16 protein-coding genes and 1 tRNA gene are annotated in these 24,522 nt (G+C 43.6%); 12 read left to right on the forward strand and 5 right to left on the reverse strand.

The window, feature by feature from the left end; all coding sequences use genetic code 11:
• Positions 1 to 10: 10 nt before the first annotated feature.
• Complete coding sequence (gene glmS, locus EWU21_RS06540) at positions 11 to 1,846, reverse strand: glutamine--fructose-6-phosphate transaminase (isomerizing) (protein ID WP_130896016.1); 1,836 nt, start codon at positions 1,844 to 1,846, stop codon at positions 11 to 13.
• Positions 1,847 to 2,085: 239 nt separating this feature from the next.
• Here glmS and EWU21_RS06545 point away from each other — a divergent pair, with 239 nt between their 5' ends.
• The 4 genes from EWU21_RS06545 to EWU21_RS06560 are packed head-to-tail and all read left to right on the forward strand — an operon-like array spanning position 2,086 to position 9,215.
• Positions 2,086 to 3,945: a glycoside hydrolase family 13 protein gene (locus tag EWU21_RS06545; RefSeq protein WP_130896017.1), complete on the forward strand. Its 1,860-nt coding sequence runs from the start codon at positions 2,086 to 2,088 to the stop codon at positions 3,943 to 3,945.
• Entirely contained in the window at positions 3,942 to 6,695 is a 2,754-nt protein-coding gene (locus tag EWU21_RS06550; protein WP_130896018.1) for an alpha-amylase family glycosyl hydrolase, read from the forward strand. Before EWU21_RS06545 ends, EWU21_RS06550 begins: the two co-directional genes overlap by 4 nt.
• Before the next feature lies 1 nt (position 6,696).
• Entirely contained in the window at positions 6,697 to 8,331 is a 1,635-nt protein-coding gene (locus EWU21_RS06555) for an amidase (protein ID WP_130896019.1), read from the forward strand.
• On the forward strand, positions 8,331 to 9,215 hold the full coding sequence (locus tag EWU21_RS06560) for a L,D-transpeptidase family protein (protein WP_130896020.1): 885 nt from the start codon (positions 8,331 to 8,333) through the stop codon (positions 9,213 to 9,215). The genes EWU21_RS06555 and EWU21_RS06560 overlap by 1 nt, the downstream gene beginning before the upstream one ends.
• A 68-nt stretch (positions 9,216 to 9,283) precedes the next feature.
• Here the strand turns inward: EWU21_RS06560 and EWU21_RS06565 are convergent, their stop codons facing one another.
• Positions 9,284 to 10,096: an NAD(P)H-hydrate dehydratase gene (locus EWU21_RS06565; protein WP_130896021.1), complete on the reverse strand. Its 813-nt coding sequence runs from the start codon at positions 10,094 to 10,096 to the stop codon at positions 9,284 to 9,286.
• A gap of 161 nt (positions 10,097 to 10,257) precedes the next feature.
• Here EWU21_RS06565 and EWU21_RS06570 point away from each other — a divergent pair, with 161 nt between their 5' ends.
• The 3 genes from EWU21_RS06570 (at position 10,258) to EWU21_RS06580 (ending at position 14,951) form a co-directional block, all read left to right on the forward strand.
• Positions 10,258 to 12,198 carry a tetratricopeptide repeat-containing sensor histidine kinase gene (locus EWU21_RS06570; RefSeq protein ID WP_161566485.1) on the forward strand — a complete coding sequence of 647 codons (1,941 nt, stop codon included), beginning with the start codon at positions 10,258 to 10,260 and terminating at the stop codon, positions 12,196 to 12,198.
• A gap of 4 nt (positions 12,199 to 12,202) precedes the next feature.
• On the forward strand, positions 12,203 to 12,790 hold the full coding sequence (locus EWU21_RS06575) for a response regulator transcription factor (RefSeq protein ID WP_130896023.1): 588 nt from the start codon (positions 12,203 to 12,205) through the stop codon (positions 12,788 to 12,790).
• Between the two features lie 388 nt (positions 12,791 to 13,178).
• On the forward strand, positions 13,179 to 14,951 hold the full coding sequence (locus EWU21_RS06580) for a VCBS repeat-containing protein (RefSeq protein WP_130896024.1): 1,773 nt from the start codon (positions 13,179 to 13,181) through the stop codon (positions 14,949 to 14,951).
• Between the two features lie 173 nt (positions 14,952 to 15,124).
• Here the strand turns inward: EWU21_RS06580 and EWU21_RS06585 are convergent.
• The 3 genes from EWU21_RS06585 to EWU21_RS06595 all read right to left on the reverse strand — a co-directional run bounded on the left by EWU21_RS06585 (position 15,125) and on the right by EWU21_RS06595 (position 17,336).
• Positions 15,125 to 15,196 (reverse strand) — tRNA-Arg (locus tag EWU21_RS06585).
• 12 nt (positions 15,197 to 15,208) lie between these two features.
• Positions 15,209 to 15,925: an RluA family pseudouridine synthase gene (locus EWU21_RS06590; protein WP_130896025.1), complete on the reverse strand. Its 717-nt coding sequence runs from the start codon at positions 15,923 to 15,925 to the stop codon at positions 15,209 to 15,211.
• Positions 15,926 to 16,184: 259 nt separating this feature from the next.
• The gene (locus tag EWU21_RS06595; RefSeq protein ID WP_130896026.1) at positions 16,185 to 17,336 is read right to left on the reverse strand and encodes an anhydro-N-acetylmuramic acid kinase; all 1,152 of its coding nucleotides are present in this window, start codon (positions 17,334 to 17,336) and stop codon (positions 16,185 to 16,187) included.
• Between the two features lie 68 nt (positions 17,337 to 17,404).
• On the opposite strand from EWU21_RS06595, the gene lhgO reads away from it, so the two are divergent.
• The 5 genes from lhgO to ilvN all read left to right on the forward strand — a co-directional run bounded on the left by lhgO (position 17,405) and on the right by ilvN (position 24,510).
• Positions 17,405 to 18,604, forward strand: a complete 1,200-nt coding sequence (gene lhgO, locus EWU21_RS06600) for an L-2-hydroxyglutarate oxidase (RefSeq protein WP_130896027.1) — start codon at positions 17,405 to 17,407, stop codon at positions 18,602 to 18,604.
• 9 nt (positions 18,605 to 18,613) lie between these two features.
• Positions 18,614 to 20,362: an ABC transporter ATP-binding protein gene (locus tag EWU21_RS06605; protein ID WP_130896028.1), complete on the forward strand. Its 1,749-nt coding sequence runs from the start codon at positions 18,614 to 18,616 to the stop codon at positions 20,360 to 20,362.
• A 104-nt stretch (positions 20,363 to 20,466) separates the two neighbouring features.
• Positions 20,467 to 22,143, forward strand: coding sequence for a dihydroxy-acid dehydratase (gene ilvD, locus EWU21_RS06610; protein ID WP_130896029.1), 1,677 nt, complete (start codon positions 20,467 to 20,469; stop codon positions 22,141 to 22,143).
• Between the two features lie 83 nt (positions 22,144 to 22,226).
• Positions 22,227 to 23,969: a biosynthetic-type acetolactate synthase large subunit gene (gene ilvB / locus EWU21_RS06615; RefSeq protein ID WP_130896030.1), complete on the forward strand. Its 1,743-nt coding sequence runs from the start codon at positions 22,227 to 22,229 to the stop codon at positions 23,967 to 23,969.
• 7 nt (positions 23,970 to 23,976) lie between these two features.
• Positions 23,977 to 24,510, forward strand: a complete 534-nt coding sequence (gene ilvN, locus EWU21_RS06620; protein WP_130896496.1) for an acetolactate synthase small subunit — start codon at positions 23,977 to 23,979, stop codon at positions 24,508 to 24,510.
• Positions 24,511 to 24,522 lie beyond the last annotated feature (12 nt).

Below are 24,522 nucleotides of genomic sequence, written 5' to 3' on the forward strand. Positions count from 1 at the left end.
AGGCTACATCTTACTCAACTGTCACACTTTTAGCGAGGTTCCTCGGTTTATCCACATCCAATCCTCTCAAGACCCCGATGTAATAAGAAAGAATCTGTGTAGGAATCACCGAAACAAGTGGGGCTAATAATTCGTCTACCTCAGGAACCACCATCACGTGATCCGCCATTCCGCGAATTAAGGTATCGCCTTCAGAAATCACCGCGATCACCATTCCTTTACGGGCTTTGATCTCTTGGATGTTTGAAACGATTTTTTCGTAGTAGGCATCTTTTGTGGCGATGAATAATACCGGTAAGTTTTCGTCTACTAAGGCGATCGGGCCGTGCTTCATTTCTGCTGCCGGGTAACCTTCCGCGTGGATGTAGGAAATCTCTTTTAATTTCAAGGCGCCCTCTAAAGCTACAGGGAAATTGTATCCACGGCCTAAGAACAAGAAGTCACGCGCGTCAGCGTAATGCTTCGCCACTTCTTTGATGGATTCGTGTGTTTCTAAAACGGCTTTGACCTTTTCTGGGATTAAAGCCAATTCTGCTAGGTAGCGATTGTATTCAGCTTCAGTAACGGTCTTCTTCTCGCGACCAATTTTGATGGCCATCATCGCTAATACCGTTAATTGTGCGGTAAAGGCTTTTGTAGAAGCTACTCCGATTTCTGGTCCAGCGTGAGTATAAGCACCGGAGTGAGATAAACGAGCGATGGATGATCCTACCGCGTTTACAACCCCAAAAATAAAGGCACCGGCTTCTTTCGCTTTTTCGATTGCGACCAGGGTGTCGGCTGTTTCACCACTTTGGGAAATCGCAATTAACACATCGCCTTCGCCTACGACTGGATTTCTGTAACGGAATTCAGACGCATATTCTACCTCTACTGGAATGCGGCAAAGGGTTTCGATCATGTATTCCGCGACTAAACCGGCGTGCCAGCTCGTTCCGCAAGCCACGATGATAATGCGTTTTGCTTGTGAGAAAACGGACATGTGTTCTTCGACGCCCGCAAGCGTTAACGTTAGATTTTCCATGTCCAAACGGCCACGTAAACAATCTGTTAAGCTGCCCGGTTGGTCAAAAATTTCTTTCAACATGAAATGGTCGAAACCGCCCTTTTCGATTTGGGCTAATTCCATGTCTAACTGTTGTATATAGGGTGTAATAGTTTCGTTACCTAAGTTCTTTAGAATGATCTCATCCGGCGTAATGATGGCTAATTCGTAGTCGTTTACGTAGATAACTTTTTTCGTGTATTCGATAATCGGGGAAGCATCTGAGGCTAAGAAATGCTCGCCTTCGCCTACTCCGATAACTAAAGGAGAACCTTTTCGAGCTGCGATTAAGCGATTAGGGAAGCCTTCTTCCATCACGATGATCACGTAAGCGCCCACTACGCGTTTTAACGCGATACGCATGGCTTCTTCAAGGGAAGAATTGTTGTTGATTTGGATGTCTTCGATGAAGTTCACTAAAACCTCTGTATCTGTCTCACTCTTGAAAGTGTAGCCTTTTTGGATTAATTCTTGCTTTAGCGAAGCGTAGTTTTCGATGATACCGTTATGTACCAAAGTCAAACGACCACTGTTCGAGCTATGCGGATGCGCATTCGCATCAGATGGCTCACCGTGGGTTGCCCAACGCGTGTGACCGATACCGACTGTCGCTTCTGAAATGATTTCTTCATCCCAAGCTTCCAGCTCCGCTACACGGCCTTTTTTCTTGAATGTGTTCACCGTATCACCGAATAATGCAATACCTGAACTGTCATATCCCCGGTATTCTAAGCGCTTTAAACCCTTTAAAATAACGGGAAATGCTGGCTGTTTTCCGATGTACGCTACGATTCCACACATAAAAGATAAAATTTATATTTGTATTATTTAAATAATCGACTCTGGAAGGCTTTGGGCCTAATTTACCGAGCAAATATCTCCAATTACGGGTATAATACCAAATAAATCGGGTATATTTTACTTATCGGTCAATCTTGTTTATAGGATTCTTCCGGGATGCTTCCGGAGAGTCACTTTTTTTGCCTATTTTCGTTCTACAGCTCACAAAGCTATTCAATCATTCACTACTTTATACATTTATGAAAAAAGTCCTTTTTCTAGGCCTCTTCTTTTGTGCCTCCTTTTCCCTTATTGCTCAAGATTTACGTGTCGAACCCCTGAACTGGTGGGTAGGGATGAAGAACCCGAATTTACAATTATTGATCAAAGGTAAAGACCTGAGCGGAGGCGTAGTAACGTCATCGAAGAAGGGGTTGAGCGTGAGAAAAGTAACGAACGCCGATAGTCCTAATTACCTATTTGTAGATTTGATCGTGGAGGCGGGAGCCCAAGCTGGAACGTATCCATTAGTGATTAAGAAGAATGGCACAGTGATCCATACGGTGAATTATTCACTGGAGGCTCGTGCGAATAATTCAGCGAATCGTCCATCGTATTCCACGAAAGATGTCATTTATTTAATCACGCCAGATCGTTTTGCGAATGGTAATCCAGCAAATGACAAAGTCGCTGGAATGCAAGATATGTCCTTGAACAGGGGCGCGTTGTATGATCGCCATGGTGGGGATTTACGCGGGATTTTAGACCATTTGGACTACATTAAAAATATGGGATTTACCGCTATCTGGAATATGCCGGAGGTGGAAAACGACCAAACCCTAGAAAGCTACCACGGTTACGGGATTACGGATCATTACAAGATTGATCGCCGTTTTGGGACGAATGAAGACTACCGTGAACTGGGGATGAAGACCCAGGCGAATGGGATGTATTTAATCAAAGATATTATTTTGAATCACTGTGGAAATGGCCATTGGTGGATGGAAGATATGCCATTCAAGGATTGGATTAATTTTGGTGGGAAATTCGCCTCCACTACGCACCGCCGAGAGACTGTTCAAGATCCACACGTGTCGAAATACGATGCGAAATTACAGACAGAAGGCTGGTTCGTACCAGCGATGCCGGATTTGAACCAAAAGAATCCGTTTATGCAGCAGTACATTATTCAAAATACCATTTGGTGGATTGAGTACGCACATTTAGGTGGTCTACGCATCGATACCTATCCGTATTCAACGAAGGAATTCGCGACGATGTGGTCTGATGCCGTATTAAATGAGTACCCGAATTTAAATATGGTAGGAGAGGAATGGTCTTCTAATCCCATCATTACTTCGTATTGGCAGCGCGGAAAAGTGAACCGCGATGGCTATAAGTCCTCTTTACCTGCATTAATGGACTTCCCATTACAAAATGCGATTTCGGAGGCGATGAATGAAAACGATAAGGAATGGGGCAAAGGTTTGAATAAAATTTACAGCGTCATTTCGAATGATTTGGTGTACGCGGATCCGGATAATTTGGTCGTTTTTGGAGATAACCATGACATGTCGCGTATCTACACGCAGGTGAAGCATGATCAGGCTTTGTTGAAGATGGCAATGACCTACATTTTTACGACTCGTGGAATTCCGCAGGTATTCTATGGTACGGAAATTTTGATGTCAAATCCGAAATCATCTGAACATGGTGAGATTCGCGGGGACTTCCCCGGTGGCTGGGCTGGCGATGCGAAAAACGCGTTTACAGGTGCGAATATGACAGCAGATGAGAAGGCGATGCAAGCGTTCTTCCAGAAAATTTTAACGTGGAGAAAAGGTGCTGAGGCGATTCATAAGGGCAAATTGTTGCATTTTGGTCCAGAAAATTCAGGCGAAGGAAACGGTGTTTATGTGTATTTCAGATATACAGATAAGGCCAAAGTCATGGTGGTTCTAAACAAGAATGCGGAGGCTCGTGCGATCGACTTAAGCCATTACGAAGAAGTTTTACCGGCAGGAGCGAAAGCGCATAATGTGATGGAATCGACGGATGTCGTTTTTGGTAAAACACTTAGCATTCCAGGTAAATCAGCTCAAATTTTTGAAATCCGATGAGAATTTTATTCTTCCTTTTATTCAGTTTTTCTGCCTTTGCGCAAGTAACGACAGAAGAGATTTTCCCTACGGGAGATAAAGAGATTACCTTGATTTTTGATCTGAAGCTCGCGAAAGATTCGAGGGCTTCTGGTCTTTTAGGGAAAACGAGTGACGTGTTTTTATGGTCCGGAGCCGGCGATGCGGATCCCGGAGATGCGTTTAAATACCAGCCCGATGGCCAAACCAACTTCAGCGCTCCCTTTGAAAAAGGAAAGATGACTGCCTTGGGCAACGACAAGTGGTCCATCAAATTAAACCCGCGCACCTATTTCAATGTACCCGCCGGAAACCCCATCGTTAAGTTGGGCTTGTTATTAAAAAGTGGTGATGGAAAAGCGCAGACAGAGGATTTTGTTCTCAAACTGTACGCAGGTTCTTATGCCTTGAAATGGCTTTCTCCTGCGGAGTCTTTTACCTTAGCAGAGGCGGGATCTTCAGTGAATGTCCGTGCGAAATTTTCCGCGACTTCATCGATTAGTTTGAAAACAGCCGGAACAGTACTTTCCAGTTCGGCATCTTCTGATTCCATTAATTATACGTATTCTTTGGGTTCCGAAAAAGGCAAGTTGCATACGCTAATTTTAGAGGGGACTTCGGGATCTTCGAGTTTAAAAGATTCAGTTAGAATCCTTACAAAACCCGCGGTAGTGACGGAGGCTTTGCCTGCTGGAATGAAAGATGGCGTGAATTATGTAGGGAATAAGGTGGTATTGTGCTTCTATGCGCCTTCGACCTCGTTCGTTTATGCGATTGGGGAATTTTCGAATTGGTCGGCCTTGCCTGCTTATTTGATGAAAAGAACCGCAGACGGCTTGCGCTATTGGATTGATTTAGGGGTGCAAGAGGCGGGGAAAGAGGTGGCCTATCAGTTTTGGGTGGATGGAAAATTAGCCGTGGCGGATCCGTTGACGGAGAAGATTTTGGATCCAAACAATGACACCTACATTTCGGCGACTACCTATCCATCTCTGAAAAAATATCCCACCGGAGCGAAAGGAATTGTATCGGTTTTTGAATCAGGGGCGACGCCTTACGTTTGGAAGACGACTTCGTTTACGCGTCCAGCGTCTTCGAACTTGCACGTTTATGAGCTGTTAGTGCGTGATTTCGTAGCGGATCGACGTTACAAAACGGTTGCGGATTCGCTAGGATATTTGAAGAAATTAGGGATTAATGCGCTGGAATTAATGCCGGTGGCGGAGTTCTCCGGGAATGATTCGTGGGGCTATAATCCGATCTTTTATACGGCGCCGGATAAGGCATATGGGACGAAGAACGACTTGAAGTATTTAATCGATAAATGCCACGAAAATGGGATGGCGGTCATTATGGACATCGTGTTGAACCAGGCGGATTACGAGAATCCCTATGTGAAGATGTATTGGGATGGGGCAAAGCCTACGGCTACGAGTCCGTTTTTTAATCCCTCCGCGACGCATCCCTACAGTGTTTTCTTTGATTTCAATCACGAGAGCGCTCACACACAATGGCTGGTAGATGTGGTGACGAAGTTTTGGCTAGAAGAGTATAAAATCGATGGCTATCGTTTCGATTTGTCCAAAGGTTTCACCCAAACCCCTTCCGGTTCAAATGTCGATCTTTGGGGACAATACGACGCGTCCCGCGTGAAGATTTGGAAAAGAATCTATGATAAAATTCGTTCCTACGATGCGTCCGCTTATGTGGTTTTAGAGCATATCGCGGCAAACAATGAGGAGAATGAATTAGGTAATTACGGAATGCTTTTGTGGGGGAATAGCAAATTTGATATGGCTCGTGTGGCACAGGGTTACACCCAAGATTTGAGTAACGCCTCGTATAAAATGCGTGGTTTTACTAACCCAAGTGTGATGAATTACATTGAGTCCCACGATGAGGAGCGTTTGATGGTCGAAGTGACGAATGGAGGCAAAAAAGTCTTCACAGCACAAGAAAAACTGGAACGAATGAAAATGGCTGCGGCCACTTTCTTGACGATTCCGGGACCTAAAATGATCTGGCAATTTGGTGAATTAGGATATGATGTTTCGATTAATGAGAATGGTAGAACAGGTACTAAACCATTAAAATGGACTTATGTACAGGATTCTGAACGCGCTAAATTGTTGAAAGTGTACCAACAATTAGGGGCTTTGAAGTTATCTAAGCCTGTATTCACATCGACGGACTTTACGGTGGGCGCCGTTGGATCAGTGAAGCGGAATCTGTTGACGAAAGGCTCGGACTACTTGTTAGTTTTAGCTAATCCGGATGTCAATTCTCAAGTTGTTTCAGCTAGCTTCCCTAAAACGGGTGTTTGGTACGACTATTTTAGTGGCAAGTCCTTTGAGGTGAAAGACGCAGAAGCGAAGATGAATTTATTGCCAGGGGAATTCCATTTGTTGACGAATGTGGCGTGGAATACAACGAATTTAGGCCTAGTGCCTTGGTCGATCCCTGATTTTAATATCATGGGGGTGGAGTCAGCATCGATAAACGTAAAAGTATATCCGAATCCTTCGTACGATGTAGTTCAACTAGATTGGGAAGCTGAAATGACTTCCGAAACACAATTGCGTGTGGTGGATGCTGTAGGTCGCGAAGTACTACAGAAAACCTTGCCTCAAACGAAGGGCTCTAATTCCACGACTTTATCTACCCAAAATATCCCTAAAGGACTTTATTATATTCAAATTGACCATTCCAAAGCTAAACTTCTGAAACAGTAATATGAAAAAAATCGCCTTCTTACTGCTATTCGCCAGCCCACTTTTTGCACAAACGAAATCTGATCTTTCTGGTGCGGCAAACTTGTTTGACATTCAATTCACCACCCAAGAATTAGATACACTTTATTCAGATGTGGTGGATAATCTAGCGAATTACAAGGCGATGCACAGTCTTTCGTTGAACAATCATGTGCCATTGAGTCTTTGGCAAAATCCGAAACTACCGGGAATGAAATTTGATCAGACCCAGCGTCCGGTGGTTTGGCCGTCTGTGAAAGCGACGCTACCAGCGAGAAAATCTGATTTAGCTTTCTACTCCATCGATCAGCTCGCTCATTTGATCAAGACGAAACAAATAAGCTCAGTTGAATTAACGCAATTTTTCATCGAGCGGATTAAGACGCACGGTCCTACGTTGCAATGCGTGATTAGTATCCAAGAGGATTTAGCTTTAGCCCAAGCGCGTCAGGCGGACAAAGAAATTGCGGCGGGTAAATACCGTGGTATGTTGCACGGAATCCCTTATGGTTTGAAGGATTTGTTTGCGGTGAAAGGCACGAAGACGACTTGGGGCGCGGCTCCGTACAAGGATCAGGTGATCGATGAGGATGCGTATGTATATGCCAAATTGAAAGAGTCAGGCGCCGTTTTAGTCGCCAAATTTACGTTAGGCGCCTTGGCGATGGGGGATTATTGGTATGGTGGTAGAACGAAAAATCCGTGGAATCTAAATTATGGATCTTCTGGCTCCTCCGCAGGGTCAGCCTCTGCGACAGTAGCCGGTTTAGTTCCTTTCGCGATCGGAACGGAGACCTGGGGTAGCATCGTTTCGCCCGCGACTACGTGTGGTGCGACGGGTTTGCGTCCTACCTTTGGGAGTATTTCTCGTTCGGGAGCGATGGCCTTGAGTTATTCCTTGGACAAAGTAGGTCCTATTTGCCGTTCCGCAAACGATGCGGCAATCGTTTTTCATTACTTGCACGGGACGGATGGAAAGGATTTGGCAGCCGTAAATATGCCCTTTAATTACCAGGCAAATCGCCCCATGAAAGGAATGAAGATTGCTTATGCCAAAAACTATTTTGACAAAATCAAAGACACCACTCGCAGCGAATGGAAGGTGTTAGCGGACCTGAAAAAGCAAGGTGTGCAATTGATTCCGGTAGAATTTCCAGACGAAAAAGCCTATCCCTTTAATATCATGGACGTCGTGATCGGGGCGGAATGTGCCGCGCAATTCGACGAGATGACGCGTAAAAACATCGACGATCAACTCACCCGCCAAACCAAATACGACTGGCCCAATCAATTCAGAACCGCTCGTTTTGTACCCGCAGTGGAATACATTAACGCACAGCGCCACCGCTATTTGTTAATGCAAAAGGTGAACGAAGTCGTTTCCCAATACGATGCGATTATTTGTCCATCGCGCGGAGGCGGAAATCAATCCGCGATTACGAATTTAACAGGCCATCCCGTGGTCTGTGTTCCCACGGGTCTCGATGCGAAAAGTGGCTTGCCCACCGGAATCTCTTTCGTAGGAAAACTCTACGACGAAGGTACCTTGTTGCGTATCGCGCAATTTTACCAGGATCACACGGCCCACGAAGAAGTTCATCCTAAGCCCTTTTTATAGTGAGATATCTTTTCCTACTGCTGTCTTTTACCGCTTTCGCTCAGGAGCCTGATTTCCATTACAAGGGGCTTTCTATGACGCTTGATTCTGTCGAGGCTGGATGGGAAGTGCGCAAAGTGCAAGCACAATTAGCGGTGGAAAAGGATCCAATCAAACGCGCCGTACTTCAAAAATCTGCTAGCAATTATGCCTGGTTAGATGCCCTGCGCAAGGACCGAAAGGTGATTTTAGTGAACATTCCTTCCGCTAGGATGCGCGTTTTTTCTGGAGCAGAGGAAGTCCTGAAAATGAAGGTAATCGTGGGCAAAAAAGAGAATCAGACGCGCACTTTACTGAGCAAGGTAGATCAACTGACGATCAATCCTTATTGGTTCATTACCCGTCGGATGGCCACACTTGAATTATTGCCCAAAATTCAGAAAAACCACCAATTCTTAGAGGACAATCAAATCCGGGTGCTAGATGCAAAATACCGTCTGGTGGACGCGCACTCCATCGATTGGTCGAGTCTACATAAAAATAATTTCCCCTATATTTTACGCCAAAACAGCGGGGAAAACAACGCCCTCGGAGCCTTAAAATTCCATTTCAACAACCCATTCAGTCTCTATTTGCACGATACAGACTCGAAGAAATTATTTGCGGCGCCTGAACGCTTCTTCAGCCACGGCTGTATTCGTTTAGAAAAACCTAAGGAACTCGCCTTGTTGCTATTAGGTGAAAATCGCATCGCCCTTGATACCGTAAAGTTTAACCACCACATCAAGAATCCGAAACCTTTGGCTTTAAAAGCAAAGGAAGAATATATCTTGGTGATTTGGTATTCGTTGCTGGATTTTGATGAGAAAGGGGAGGTGGTGTACTTCAAAGATGTGTACAAGTAGTCGTTCGCCGGAGGCGAAGTCGTCCTGCGGACTTAGTCACGACTGCGTCGTTTGGTCGTCCTGCGGACTTAGTCGAGGAGTCGGGTTTTGCCTAAATTCTTAATAATATCCGAGGCGACTAAGCTCGATTTCGATTGTGTTTCGACGGCTATATCCGCCGCCAAACCATGTACATATACCGCTAAGCACGCTGCATCCGCATTTGCATACCCCTGCGCACAAAGTGCTGCTGTAATTCCCGTCAAGACATCGCCAGAACCTGCCGTCGCCATTCCATCATTTCCGGTCGTATTGACAAATTGTTGACCGGAAGGCAAAGAGACCAAGGTGGGAGAGGACTTTAAAATAAGGTTTGTGCTGTGTGCGTGCGCAAAGGCAAAACTTTGTTGCTCACTGTTGCCGGAGAATTTTTGGATCCGTGCAAACTCTCCTATGTGGGGAGTCAAAATATGTCGCTCATTCAATAAATTCAATAAGTCAGGATTCAAGCCCAGAATACTTAATGCATCCGCATCAATCACTAATGGGCCCAGATAGGTCTGCAATAAATAACGCACATTGTCCACCGCCTCATCTGAAAAACCAATTCCTGGTCCGATTGCAATTGCATCAAAGCTACTGAGGTCTAATTCGCGTAAAGAACCTGTATTATACATGATTTCTGGATTTCCTGCGAGCAAAGCCGCAACACCTTCTAATGGAATCATTGCGGTTACTAGACCACATCCCGCATGCAAAGCCGCGCGCGCGCAAAGAATACCTGACCCTACTTTCCCTGGACTACCCGCAAGGACGAGCACATGTCCAAACGTTTTCTTGTGTCCTTTCGTTAAACGGTGTTTTGTGTGGGCGGCTACCCAGTTAGCGTCGATTTGATTCATTTGATAGGTTGGCTACGTCTTTGTAAGTCCAAATGAAAGTAAAAATAATGGGAAAGCGATAGCTTTAGTCGAAACGCGTAGTGAATAATTTTAACAAATAAATCTATCTTGAGGTTATGTTTTGGATGAATGTAAGATTAAGATTTCTTTTTTTAGGGTGTTTGCTTTTCGTATTGACCATCTATGTGGTTGATGCTCAAGTGGTCTCGCGTCAGAAGCAAGGTCAAATGAGAGAATTAAATGCGTTAGCAAACAGTCAAACAAGGGAAGCTTCTTTAAGAATGTTAGCCATTTGGGATAGTTTAAATACGAATCATCACAATCTGATTTATCATTTAGTTCCTATTTCTTTTTGGGAAAAATCACTTGAAAAAAAAATCCGGCTATCTATCCAAGACAAAGAAGAGGAGATTCGTTTGAAAGCAGCCTATGCCTTAGCCCATGTGTATTACGTGCAATTGAAAATCAAGGAGACCGCTCCCCTGATTGACTTTTTATATTCCCACAAGAAGCAATTGACCCGAAAACAATATGGTTCTGTCTTAATAAAAAAAGAGGAGATACATCGGTTTTATAAAGATATTGCCAAAGCGGTAAAGGTTCGCAATGAGCGCGTAGAGAATGGATTCATCAAAACGTATTGGGAGTTGTATTTTGCTGCCGGCTTGTATAATGAAGCGATTCAGGATTTTAAATCATTTGAAAAGCTTCCCGAGCGGCCCTTTCGGAATCGAATGATGTATTTCGTTCATTTAGGGGATATGTACTTTGAGTCTAAACAATTAGATAGTGCCTTTCACTACTACCGTATTGGGTTGAAAGAGGTTGATATTTATTTGGATAAAATGAAGCGGAAGGAAATAATCGAGGAGGGGAATTTTCCTTATTGGCGTGGTTGGTTCACCGGATTAATGGCTAATTGCCTAGTGGAAAAAGAGCAGTATGCGCGAGCGAGGCCGATGTTAGACTATTATTTGAAGATGAGCCCAGCGGATCAACGCATTAATAGCCTGATCCCTTTAAGTATTTGCTATTTTCATCTAGGGGAAATTGAGAAGGGGAAAGTGTATTTAGACAGTGCACAAGTGCTTTTGCAGCCTACTATGTACGGTCCGAATGAATTTAAATTTCTAAAAGCGAAGTCAGACTATTTTAAGGCCAAAAATGAAATGGATTCTGCCTATTTGTTTTTGGAAGCCTACAATAAGAAAAAGGGATTATATGAAGCAGGACTTTTGAAAAATCAATCGCTGTTACTACTGGGAAGAATGGAAATTGATAAAAGGCGGACGGAACTAAAGTTAACCCAAAAGGACCTGATCAAAACGAAGGAAGATTCGAGTCTTCAGAAAAAGCAATTATTTCTATCTCTGGTAGGCTTGGTTTTATTAGCCATTTCTACGGCGCTTATCTTAATCAATTACCGTCAAAAGAGTAGAAGTAAAAATATCATTGAGAAAAAAAATATAGAACTAGCTGCCTTTGCTGAGATTAATTTGCGTAAAAGTCAGCACAATGAGCAATTAGTGAAGGAATTGCATCACAGGGTAAAGAATAACCTACAAAATATCTACAGCTTGCTGAATATCCAGAAGCGAAGAATTGTAGATGAGGAAACGAAAAATTTTGTCACCTCGATTCAAAACAGAATAAATTCCATGGCAGTTGTTCATGAAAGTTTATATTCTGATGATACCCGCGATTCGGTTAATTTTGAACACTATGTGAAAAATTTAGTCGACCATATTAAACTTACTTACGAAAAAGAAGATCAACGGATCTCACTTTCCTATAGCATAGATTCGGTTCAATTGTCGCTCGAAAAAATCATTTTACTTGGGTTGATTATTAACGAATCGGTTTCAAATGCCTATAAATATTTGACTAGTGAACAGGGGAATCAATTGTTTATTTCCTTGGAAGTGGCAGCAGATACGTGCACCTTAACTATACGGGATGATGGGCCTGGTTTTGACCCTAAAGCGGTCAATCGAACGAGTTTAGGATTAAAACTTGTCCAAATGATGGTTGTGCAATTAGAGGCATCCTATTCCATGTCTTCAGAAAAAGGAGTAGAACATCGTATTCAATTTAAAGCGTAGCAGGATGGCAGAAAAGAGAATTTTAATTTTAGAAGACGAAATGTTACAGGCGCTCGATTTAAGTGAACTGTTGCAAAGTGAAGGCTATGTAACTGAAGTTGCCGATAGTTTTGAAATTGGCATTAAAGCCGTAAAGGAGTTTAAGCCGCAATTAATCATTTGTGATATTAATTTGAAAGCCTCACATACGGGGATTGATTTTGCCAAAGAAGTCAATGCGTTTTACCCTTTGGCAGAAATTATTTTCATCACGGCCATTACGAAACAATCCATTATGGAGGAAGCGCAAGAAACGGAACCCTTAAACTACATTGTGAAGCCCTGGAAGGAAGAACAAATAAAGGTCACTGTTCACTTAGCATTTCAATACATTGAGAGTAAAAATAACGATGTAAAGGAGCTGTTGACTATGTCAGAGTACAAAATTTTAAAACTCGTAGCTAAACAATACTCCAGCAAAGAGATTGCGAACCTGTTATTTGTCTCCGAGAAAACGGTGAAGAATCACCGCCATAATATTATCCAAAAATTGAATTTGACTAATGAGCCCAATAGTTTGTTGAAGTGGGCGATTCATCAGTCGGAGATTTAGATGTAGGGCTAGTTCTATTTTGTGGCCTCGGAAGGAATCGAGTCGTACGCGACCCCGGCCTCATCTTAGGTACCGGAAAACTACATTATTAGAAAACATGTGTTTATTTGATTTAATGACCATATTCAGGTCTTTTTGTGTAGCAAAATGGTTGTTTTTGGGTGGTTTGCTACACAAATGCTGCACAAATATTAACGTTGAAACTTCGTTTAATTTTAAACAAAGCTAACCAAAATGTTAATCCAATCGAATTTTAAGAAAAGTGTTTAAAACTCTATGTGTGCTGTTTTCCTTTTCTGAAAAAGGGGGTACTTACGGATGCTTCTTATTTAATAATCCTCTAACTTTAAACTTAGATGGACTAATTTTCAAATAACACTTCTAAATAATGTTTAAAAACATCTTACTCTTATTTTTCTCATTCCTATTTTTTGCATGTACAAAGGATATAATTCAACAGAAATTAACAGTTGATGTTACTCCAATTAGAGGAGGTGCTGTATCACCACTAACTAACGCTTTCGAAAAAGGTACGGTAGTCACATTGGTTGCAACTCCGGCATCTGAATACATTTTCAAACAATGGCAAGGTAGTTTCACAGGTACAGTTAACCCAACTACCATAACCATGGATACCGATAAAGAGGTTACAGGTGTATTTGAAAAAAGGCAATATCCATTAACTTTGACTATAGAAGGTAATGGAACAGTTAAAGAAGAGATTTCAGCGGTCGCACCTCAATCTCTATATCCACATAATACTTATGTAAGAATAACTGCTCAGCCGGACCTTAACAATGTATTTGTAGGATGGTCTGGTGATTTAATAAGTGGTTCAAACCCATTTGCAGTAGTTGTTGATAAACCTGTCAACCTTAAAGCTACTTTTAAACCATTAGTTTTTCCAGGTTATAAAGTTCAGCCGTTTACAAAATCTGATGAACCTAATTATTGGAGAGATTGTGGTGTCATGTGGGATGTAATTGGTGACAAATTCTTTAAAAAACCAAACGGTACATCAGGGTCTTGCTTCTTTCCTCAGGTCATTGCTGGAGATTTTAATAAAGATGGATGGATAGACATATATAACCCAGGCACAGGCTCCTATAATGGTAAAGTTGTTGATAATAACCAATGGTTAATTTGGAATCCTTCTCTTAAAACCTATGAAAATAAGAACTTGCTTAATAACAATTTAACATCTTTTGGAGGTAATCCAAGAAGAACAATATCTGTAGACCTTAACAAAGACGGATACACTGATGCCATAATTCTTGACCATGGTGATGATGTACTTCCAAATGCACCACTTCAGCCAATTCGAATAGTTCTATCTGATGGAAATGGAGGTTATGACTTAAAGGATATAAGTGTGACACCAAATCTTATGTATAACCACGGAGGAGATATTGGTGACCTTAATAATGATGGAAACTTTGATTTGGTCGTAGCAACGGGTAGTATTGTTTATATCACTTGGGGCATACCTAACTATCCTTATTTTGGAACTAATACTACAATGTTCAATATTTGGGATAATAACAACTCGTTTCCTGAAGCTGCCGGTGGAGTAAATAATATTACAATTGCCGATGTTAATAATGATGGATGGAACGACATATTAGAGGGGAGTAATGAAAACTCCAAAACGATTGAGAAAACGTTACCATTTGACCTTCAGAACCGAGTACTCATAAATCAAGGGAACGGAATTTTCAATAAAAATGGACTTAAGTTATTACAACCATATTTTAGCACGCCTGTAGCAAATAACACCGCGGCCACAAATCATGACATGCGAGCCTTTGATTTTAATGGAGATGGATTGAAAGACATTTTAGTGGCCGGTTCAGTTGCATATGATGATTATTACTTCGTCCTACATATCCAACAAAAAGATGGGTCATTCATTATAGGAAAGGATAAAATTTTTTATTCTAACAACGTAATTCGTAAAGTAGGTAAGTCACCTGGATTTTGGAAACCTTGGTTAGTATTTTATGACTTCAATGGTGATGGGAGAAAAGATTTTTCATACATTGATAGTGAGAATTTTAGTAAAACTCTGACAACGAAATCAGTATTTATTCGGATTGCTGATATATTTTTTGAACAAGACCTATATCAATATGATGAGTATGCAAAAAGTATAAAACCATAATCGATAGTCCTCTAAATCGAGTTCTACCTGTAAGTGTCCCAAAATCATAGACAGTTTAGAGTTATAATTTTCACTTGCTACACAAATCTGCTACACAAGTTCAGTTTTTCCCTAAAATACAAAAGGACATCTCATTGCGAAATGTCCTTTTTTGTTGACCAGAGGTCAGTTTGTAGCCTCGGAAGGAATCGAACCTTCATCTTAGGTACCGGAAACCTACATTCTATCCATTGAACTACGAAGCCAGGGCTGCAAAATTACGAATACTTCTCCAAAGTCTTTACCAGCACATTGAAATCTTTTGGATAGGGTGCCTCGACTGTGATTGGGTCTCCGTTCATCAAGTTGAAAGACAAACTGTGTGCATGAAGAGCTACGCGGCGCATAACGGGTAATTCTTCTGTATCTTTTTTCAAATGGAAATTGCGTTTTAAATCGGAGAGGTAAATTTCAGGGCCGCCGTACATCGCGTCGGAAACGATAGGCGCTTTGAGGCAGGTGAGGTGAATACGGATTTGGTGCATGCGTCCTGTGATGGGCATACATTCGACTAAGGTATAGCCACGGTATACTTTCAGCGTTCTAAACCAGGTTTCGGCGTGCTTTCCTTTGGCACGATCAATCACCACTTTTCCATCTTTCAAAGGCAAAATGGGCAAGTTGACTAAAAATCCATCCCAGTCATGCATTCCCTCCACGACCGCGTGGTAGCGTTTCGCCGTTTCGCGGTGCTCGAATTGCATGGAGATGTGGCGGTAGGCCTCTGGATTTTTGGCGATCACTAAAGCCCCAGATGTTTCTTTGTCCAAACGGTGTCCCACCTGCGCATCAGACGAATATTCCTTCGCTAAACGCAAGATGGCCGGCGCTAAATCATCCTTCCGCTCATCCAGCGTCGAAATGCCCGAGGGCTTGTTAATCACAATAAAATCAGCATCCTCGAAAAGGATGGAATCGGTAAATTTGTATTTCATATGTTTCGCCGCTGCGCGGCGTAGTCAATAGTCGCTAGTCAATAGTCCGGAGGAAATGAGTCGCCGCTGCGCGGCTTAGTCAATAGTTGCTAGTCACTAGTCGATAGTCCGGAGGACATTATCTCTACTCTCTACTCTATAATCTCTACTCTAATTTTTCCACTATACTCATCGCCACAGGCGATTCCAACTTTATTCTTTATGCTCTATTCTTTAAATCTATACTCTCTACTCTATAATCTCTAATCTAAAAAAATCGTCATAAAGATATTTTCCCTAGGCTTTCCCACGGCGAATCCCCCAATCTCTCCGCTCCCGGTGAATCCGCCAACGTTTCGTTCGCTAACAAAGCAAATAAAACTGCCTCTTTCGCCGCCGAAGGCATGCCTAGCTCATCACTTTCACAAACGCGGAAAGGAAGAAGCTCGGCTAATCGGGCCATAATAACAGGATTTTTGCTGCCACCACCACTGACATAAACGGTACCATCAATGCCAGATGGAATATAAGTTTTCATGGCGAGGGCGATGCTTTGGGCGGTGAATTCCGTAAGGGTCGCGACTAAATCAGCTGGGCTAATCGAGGCGTGAATAATATCTAAATTAAAGTATTCGGGGCCGGTGCTTTTAGGGAATGAATCCTTGAAAAAGCTCAGGCTCATGAGTTCTGCTAAAATGCCAGCGTCGATTTTTCCGGAAAGGGCGATGACTCCATTTTCATCATAGGCTTGATTGAAATAGCGGCGAACTGCTGCGTCGATCAAGGTATTTCCGGGGCCAGTATCTGTCACCAAAATGCCAGCTGGATCTCCCGAGGCAGGCAAATAGGTAAAGTTTCCGATGCCACCTATGTTTAATAAAATCCGATGTTCGCCTTTCTTGGAGAACAAGAAATAATCGCCAAACATCGCCAAAGGTGCTCCCTCGCCACCGGCTGCCACATGTTTTTGGCGGAAGTCCGAGAGGGTAATGATGCCAGTTAGTTGGGCGATGTGATCGCCGTCGCCTATTTGCAAGGTTGAATGCGGGAGTTTGCCTGTTCTGTCGGGACGGTGCATCACGGTTTGGCCATGGGAGGCAATCGCGTCTACCTCGGACGGTGAAACACCCCAGCTTGCTAAAACTTCTAAAATGAGCGAAGCGTGCAAACGTCCAATTTGCGCGTTGAGCGTGGACAGGGTGGGGAAATGAATATTCTCTTTGGCAAAAACCGAACGAATCGACTCCTTAAATTCTGCCGGATAAGGGCGGGTGTCGTAATGCAAAATCTCGTACGAGGTATCCAGCCCAAAACCCGTGAAGCGAACTAAGGCTAAATCCAAACCATCCAAGGACGTACCCGACATCAGACCTAAAATGGTCCTTGTAGGGGCTTTGGAAATCTGGTATAGTTGCTCAATCCGCGGGTTCATAGGTCAAAGCTACGAATAATTCTTTTTACCACCGTTTAGCCGTATATTTGTTGTTCAAATTTCATTTTATGGCATTAGACGTAATCATCGTAGGCGGCGGCATCGTGGGCCTCGCAACGGCGCATCACTTATTAGAGGCGAGACCAGATCTTCATATCGCTTTGTTTGAGAAAGAAAGTATGGTCTCCATGCACCAAACAGGCAATAATTCTGGTGTGATCCACTCGGGCTTGTACTACAAACCGGGTTCTTTGAAAGCCAAGAATTGCATTGAGGGTTACCATCAATTGATCGATTATTGCACGAAAGAGAATATTCCCTTCGAATTAACGGGTAAGATTGTCGTCGCAACGACGAACGATCAGCGCGTGCAATTGGAGAATTTGTACCAAAGAGGTCAACAAAATGGCCTGGATGGATTGAAGAAATTGAGTTTAGCGGAAATGCGCGAATACGAACCGCACGTGACGGGGGTTGAGGGGATGTGGGTGCCACAAACTGGTATTGTGGATTACCGAGCAGTCGCTGCGAAATTAGCCGTAGGAACCCAAATCAAGGGTTGCGAGATGCATTTAGGCGAGCAAGTGATTGATATTAAGAAAGGTTTGACTTTCTCGATCGTGGAGACGACGAAGTCAGTCTACGAAGCAAAATTAGTGATCAACTGTGCGGGTCTTTACTCCGATAAAGTTGCGCAGATGACCCAAAAAGAACCTCTGGACGTGCGCATCGTGCCGTTCCGCGGTGAATATTTTAAGCTGAGAAAAGACAAAGAATACTTAGTGAAGAACCTGATTTATCCAGTGCCAGATCCGAACTTCCCATTCTTAGGCGTTCACTTCACCCGCATGATGCGCGGTGGTGTGGAGGCGGGACCGAATGCGGTTTTGGCCTTTAAGAAAGAGGGTTACAAGAAATTAGGGATTAATGCGAAGGAACTTTGGGACACCTTAACGTGGCCTGGATTCCAAAAAGTAGCCATGAAATACTGGGAAACCGGTTTAGGCGAAATGTACCGCAGCTTCTCTAAAGAGGCATTCTCGAAAGCCCTACAAGAATTGATTCCAGAGATTCAAATCAACGATTTAGTCGAAGGCGGTGCGGGCGTAAGAGCCCAAGCTTGCGATAGAAATGGGGGCTTATTAGACGATTTCTCGATCGTAGAAGATGCGAAAGTGATCAATATTTTAAATGCGCCTAGTCCAGCGGCGACCTCGTCCTTATCTATCGGTAAGACGGTGGCGGAAATGGCCCTAAGTAGATTTTAATCAACAAACATGAAATTATTACTGAATTATTTACAAGTATACCGCTGGAGAGTGGTGGGGGCCTTAGCGCTGGCAGCCACAAACCAGATATTCTCCTTGATGGATCCCTATATTTTCAGGAAGATCATCGATGATGTCTCGGCGGTGTACCGCTCGGATACCCACACGATGGACCAGTTCGTGGCGGCGATTTGGCCATTGGCTTTAGCGTCCGTGGGCGTGGCTTTCGTGAGCCGGGTAGCGAAAAACTTTCAGGATTATTTCATCAATACAGTAACCCAAAAAGTAGGGGCAAACCTCTATTCAGACGGTATTCGCCACTCCTTGGAGTTGCCGTATGAGACGTTTGAGGACCAAAGATCAGGCGAGACCTTGGGTAAACTCCAAAAAGTCCGCACCGACGTTGAAAAACTGATCACCCTGGGAATCAACATTTTATTCCAATCCATCATCGCCTTGATCTTCATCTCGGTCTATGCCTTTTCGGTGCATTGGATGGTGATGCCCCTTTTCTTAATCACGGGTCCACTAATCGGCTATGTATCTTCTGTATTAAGTAAGAAGATCAAAGTGATTCAGATCGAAATCGTGAAGGAATCGACGGGTCTAGCCGGATCTACAACAGAATCCTTGCGCAATATCGAGTTAGTGAAATCACTGGGTTTAGCAGAGCAAGAGATCGCCCACTTAAATGCGACGACGGAGAAAATCCTGAAATTAGAGTTAAAGAAAGTGCGTTACGTGCGTTCGATGGCCTTTGTTCAAGGAACCTGCGTGAACTTGTTGCGTATGCTCATGGTGGTCGTTTTGATTTACTTGATTTACGAGGGAAAGATAACGATAGGTCAATTCTATTCATTGAACATCTATTCGTTCTTCCTCTTTAACCCCTTGCAAGAGATTGGTAATGTGGTGAATACCTACCGTGAGGCAGAGGTATCGCTCCAAAATTTCGAGCAGGTATTAAGCATTCCTTCGGAGAAGAAACCTACAAACCCGAAGGCGATTTCGTCTATTCAGGAATTGAAGTTCGATCACGTTTCATTCAAACACCAATCCGCAACGACGGAAGCATTGGACGGAATCACGTTCTCCGTTAAAGGCGGCGAGACGATTGCCTTCGTGGGACCATCGGGTGCAGGAAAATCGACTTTAGTAAAATTATTGGTTGGTCTTTATCGTCCCAAAAAAGGTCAGGTATACTACAACGGCGAACCGAGTGATGCGATTGATTTCGATGAATTGCGCAAGAAGATTGGTTTTGTGACCCAAGACACGCAATTGTTCTCCGGTTCCATACGCGAGAACTTGTTGTTCGTTAACCCGAACGCGACAGACGCACAATGTATGGCCGTGTTAGAAAAGGCTGCTTGCCAAACGTTACTAGCCAGAGCCGACAAAGGCCTTGATTCATTAATCGGTGAAGGTGGTGTGAAAGTATCCGGCGGTGAGAAGCAGCGCTTGAGTATTGCGCGCGCCTTGCTGCGTGATCCTAATTTATTGGTTTTTGATGAGGCGACATCGGCCTTGGATTCTTTGACTGAAGAAGAAATTTCCGAGACGATTCGTTCTTTATCCGTTGATACGGAGCACCTTACGATCTTAATTGCCCACCGTTTATCGACGGTGATGCATGCGACGCGGATCTATGTGCTAGAGAAAGGGCAGATTGTGGAACAGGGCTCGCACGACGATTTAGTGGCGAGCAAAGGATTGTATTTTGCGATGTGGAGACAGCAGGTAGGAGAAAACAAATAATTAATTTTGCTTTTTCTATAATTGCCAAAGATTCTTTGGCATATACTACTCGTCTACAAATCGAATTGCGTATATTTATCGTTTGAAAAAATTTCTTACACCCTATGTCATTAAATAAGTATTCACGGACATTAACTCAGGAAGTATCTAATCCCGCTGCGAAAGCGATGCTCTATGGTATCGGCTTAACATCAGAGGATATGAACAAAGCCCAAATCGGTATCGCATCTACCGGTTACGAAGGCAATACCTGCAACATGCACTTGAATGGCTTGTCTGTTCACGTGAAAAAAGGGATCCAAGAGAACGGAATGGTCGGTTTGATCTTCCACACAATCGGGGTTTCTGATGGAATGACGAACGGAAATGACGGGATGAGCTATTCATTGCCATCACGTGATATCATCGCGGATTCGATTGAAAACGTGGTAGGGGCACAATGGTACGACGGCGTCATCGCAGTCGTAGGTTGTGATAAGAATATGCCAGGTGCCATGATGGCGATGGCGCGTTTGAATCGCCCAGGGATGCTAGTTTACGGCGGAACGATTCGCAGTGGTTCTTACAAAGGAGAAAAATTAGACATCGTTTCGGCATTCGAAGCTTTGGGAAAAAAATATGCAGGAACCATCTCTGACGAGGATTATGAAGGCGTTATTCGCAATTCAATCCCAGGAGCAGGAGCCTGCGGCGGTATGTACACAGCGAACACGATGGCTTCTTCGATGGAAGCGATGGGTTTAGTACTGCCTAATTCATCGACCTATCCAGCCACGCACGAAGGCAAGAAAGAGGAGTGTTTAGCGATAGGCGCAGCGATGAAAGTCTTATTAGAGAAAAACATCTGTACGCGTGACATCATGACGCGCAAGGCATTCGAGAATGCGATGACGGTGGTGATGGCCTTAGGAGGTTCTACGAACGCGGTGCTTCACTATTTAGCGATCGCACACGCGGCTGGAATCACGTTTACATTAGAAGATATTCAAGCTATTTCAGATCGCACGCCTTTGATCGCAGATTTGAAGCCAAGTGGTAAATACTACATGGAAGATGTGTTAGCGATCGGTGGAATGCCAGCGATTTTGAAGTATTTACACAGTGTGGGCTTGTTACACGGAGAGTGTTTGACTGTCACTGGAAAGACGATGGCGGAGAATCTAGCAGAGGCTCCAGACTTGAATTTTGAGACACAAAAAATTATTTTCCCTATTACACAACCATTGAAACCTTCAGGTCACTTGCAGATTCTGTATGGTAATTTAGCTCCAGGCGGTGCTGTGGCGAAGATTACTGGTAAGGAAGGCGAACGTTTTGAGGGTATTGCCAAAGTTTGTGAGCGCGAAGAAGAGGTCATCGAATTCATCTCTAAAGGAGAAATCAAAGCGGGTCACGTCATCGTGATTCGTAATGAAGGACCTAAAGGGGGGCCAGGTATGCCAGAAATGTTAAAACCAACTTCGGCCGTTATCGGTGCAGGATTAGGAAACTCGGTAGCGATGATCACGGATGGTCGTTTCTCTGGTGGAACACACGGATTTGTGGTAGGTCACGTGACGCCAGAAGCACAAGAAGGTGGTCCTATTGGCCTAGTGAAAGACGGTGATAAAATTACGATTGATGCGGTGAATAATACCTTGGTGTTGCACGTGTCGGATGAAGAATTAGCAGAACGCAAGAAGAATTGGAAGCCTATCGAGTCTCCATTCAAGCAAGGTGTTCTACGCAAATACATTAAAAACGTATCCTCTGCTAGCCAGGGATGTGTGACGGATTTATAAGAAATTAATTTTTTTATCTATCCAGAAGGCTTAAATTGAGCTTTCGAAACCATTGAAACAGAATTTTTGAATAATTGTTAACCATGGGACAAACCCAAACTCAAACCGAAGCAGCTAATCAACCTGGCCAAAAGAAATTTTTGTCCGGCGCTCAAGCTATCATGCAATCATTGGTAGAGCAGGGTGTGGATACGATTTTTGGTTACCCTGGTGGGGCCATTATGCCTACCTATGATGCGCTTTACGATTACCAAGATCGCCTAAAACATATTCTCGTACGTCACGAACAAGGAGCTGGTCACGCCGCTCAAGGCTATGCACGTATGCTGAACAAGGCGGGAGTTTGCATGGTGACTTCTGGTCCGGGTGCTACGAATTTAATCACGCCTATCGCGGATGCGATGTTGGATTCTACTCCCTTGGTGTGTATCGTAGGGCAAGTAAAAGGAAATTTATTAGGAACCGATGCGTTCCAAGAATGCGATTTGATCGGTATTTCCATGCCGGTAACGAAGTGGAATTACCAAGTGCTAGATGCCAATGAGATCCCTGAGATCATGGCGAAAGCTTTCTACATCGCGGAAACTGGTCGCCCTGGCCCCGTTTTAATTGATATTACGCGTACGGCTCAAACTGATTTGATGACCGTGCCTTTTGAATACAAACCATGTACTTCGATTATTTCTTACAAACCTCGCGTTGAGCCTAAAGCAGAACACGTGGAGGCGGCTGCGAAATTGATCAACAGTGCAAAACGCCCGTATATCTTAGCCGGTCACGGTATCTTGATTTCTGGGGCGGAGAAAGAATTAAATGATTTTGTGGATAAAACGGGTATTCCAGTGGCAACGACCTTGTTAGGTATGTCAGCCATGGATGCAGATCACCCGCTTTATGTGGGTTGGCCGGGCATGCACGGAAATTATGGTGCGAACGTATTAACGAACTCTTGCGATGTGTTGATCGCGATCGGAATGCGTTTTGATGACCGTATCACGGGAGATTTATCAACGTATGCGAAACAAGCGAAGGTGGTTCACATTGAAATCGACCCGAGTGAAGTAGATAAAAATGTGAAGGCAGATGCTCCAGTGGTGGGGGATGCGAAGGCGGCGCTTCAGGCTTTATTGCCTTTAGTGAACAAGGCAGACCACAGCGAATGGAGAGCTGAATTTAAGAAATACGACGACGAAGAATACGAAAAAATCACGAAGAAGGACTTGTTCCACGAAGGGGATAAGATCAAGATGGGTGAGGCCGTCAATCTGTTGTCGAATAAAACCAAAGGAGAAGCTGTCGTCGTAACAGACGTAGGGCAACACCAAATGATCACGAATCGCTATTACCGTTTCAAAAAGCGCAATTCGATCGTTACTTCCGGTGGCGCTGGAACGATGGGCTTTGCCTTGCCGGCGGCTTTTGGAGCGAAGGTGGCGGTACCAGAGCGTGAAGTAGTGGCGGTGATTGGTGATGGTGGTTTCCAAATGACCTTACAAGAACTAGGTACCATCGCGCAGAGCGGTTTGCCGGTTAAAATTATCATCCTGAATAACAATTTCTTAGGCATGGTGCGCCAATGGCAGCAATTGTTCTTTGAGAACCGTTATTCCTTCGTTGAACTGCAGAATCCTGATTTCATTACGATTGCGAAGGGTTTTGGTATTGCGGGTCACACCGTTTCAGATCGGGCAGAGTTAAGTGATTCATTAGATACTTTATTGAATTCAGATAAGCCGTATCTGTTAGAAATCGTTTGTGAAAAAGAGGAAAATGTATTCCCCATGGTACCTGCGGGTGGCTGTGTAACAAGTATCAGGTTAGAATAATCCTATGTTGACGAATTATACCATATCCATTTTTACAATGAACACGGTCGGTTTATTAAATCGAATCACGATCATTTTTACGCGTCGCCGGGTAAATATTGAGAGTTTGACGGTTTCTGAGACAGAACGTAAGGGCGTATCTCGTTTTACGATTGTGATTAAGCAGGAGAACAGGGAATTTGTGGAGAAATTAGTTCGCCAAATCCGTAAAGTAACCGACGTTCTCGCAGTGTTTGGTTACCTAGATGACGAAATCGTGTTTAACGAAATCGGCTTATTTAAGATTGCCACTCCACTAGGAGGAATTCCAGTGGATGTGAAGACGATTAATTTAGATTGGAATGCGAAAATTGTGCACTTTGGCCTAGATTATGTAGTCGTAGAAAAGAATGGCTCGGAAGAAGAAATTCAAGAGTTTTATACCTATTTGAAAAAATGGGAAATATTAGAGTACGTTAAGTCTGGTCGTGTTGCCGTGGGTAAAACGGAGAAAGGCTTAGTAGAGTTTTTGCCGGAAGAAGGCAATTGGGAAATCGTATAATCGAACAAAGAA

Source organism: Aquirufa antheringensis (genome assembly GCF_004307425.1).
GTDB classification, from domain to species: domain Bacteria; phylum Bacteroidota; class Bacteroidia; order Cytophagales; family Spirosomataceae; genus Aquirufa; species Aquirufa antheringensis.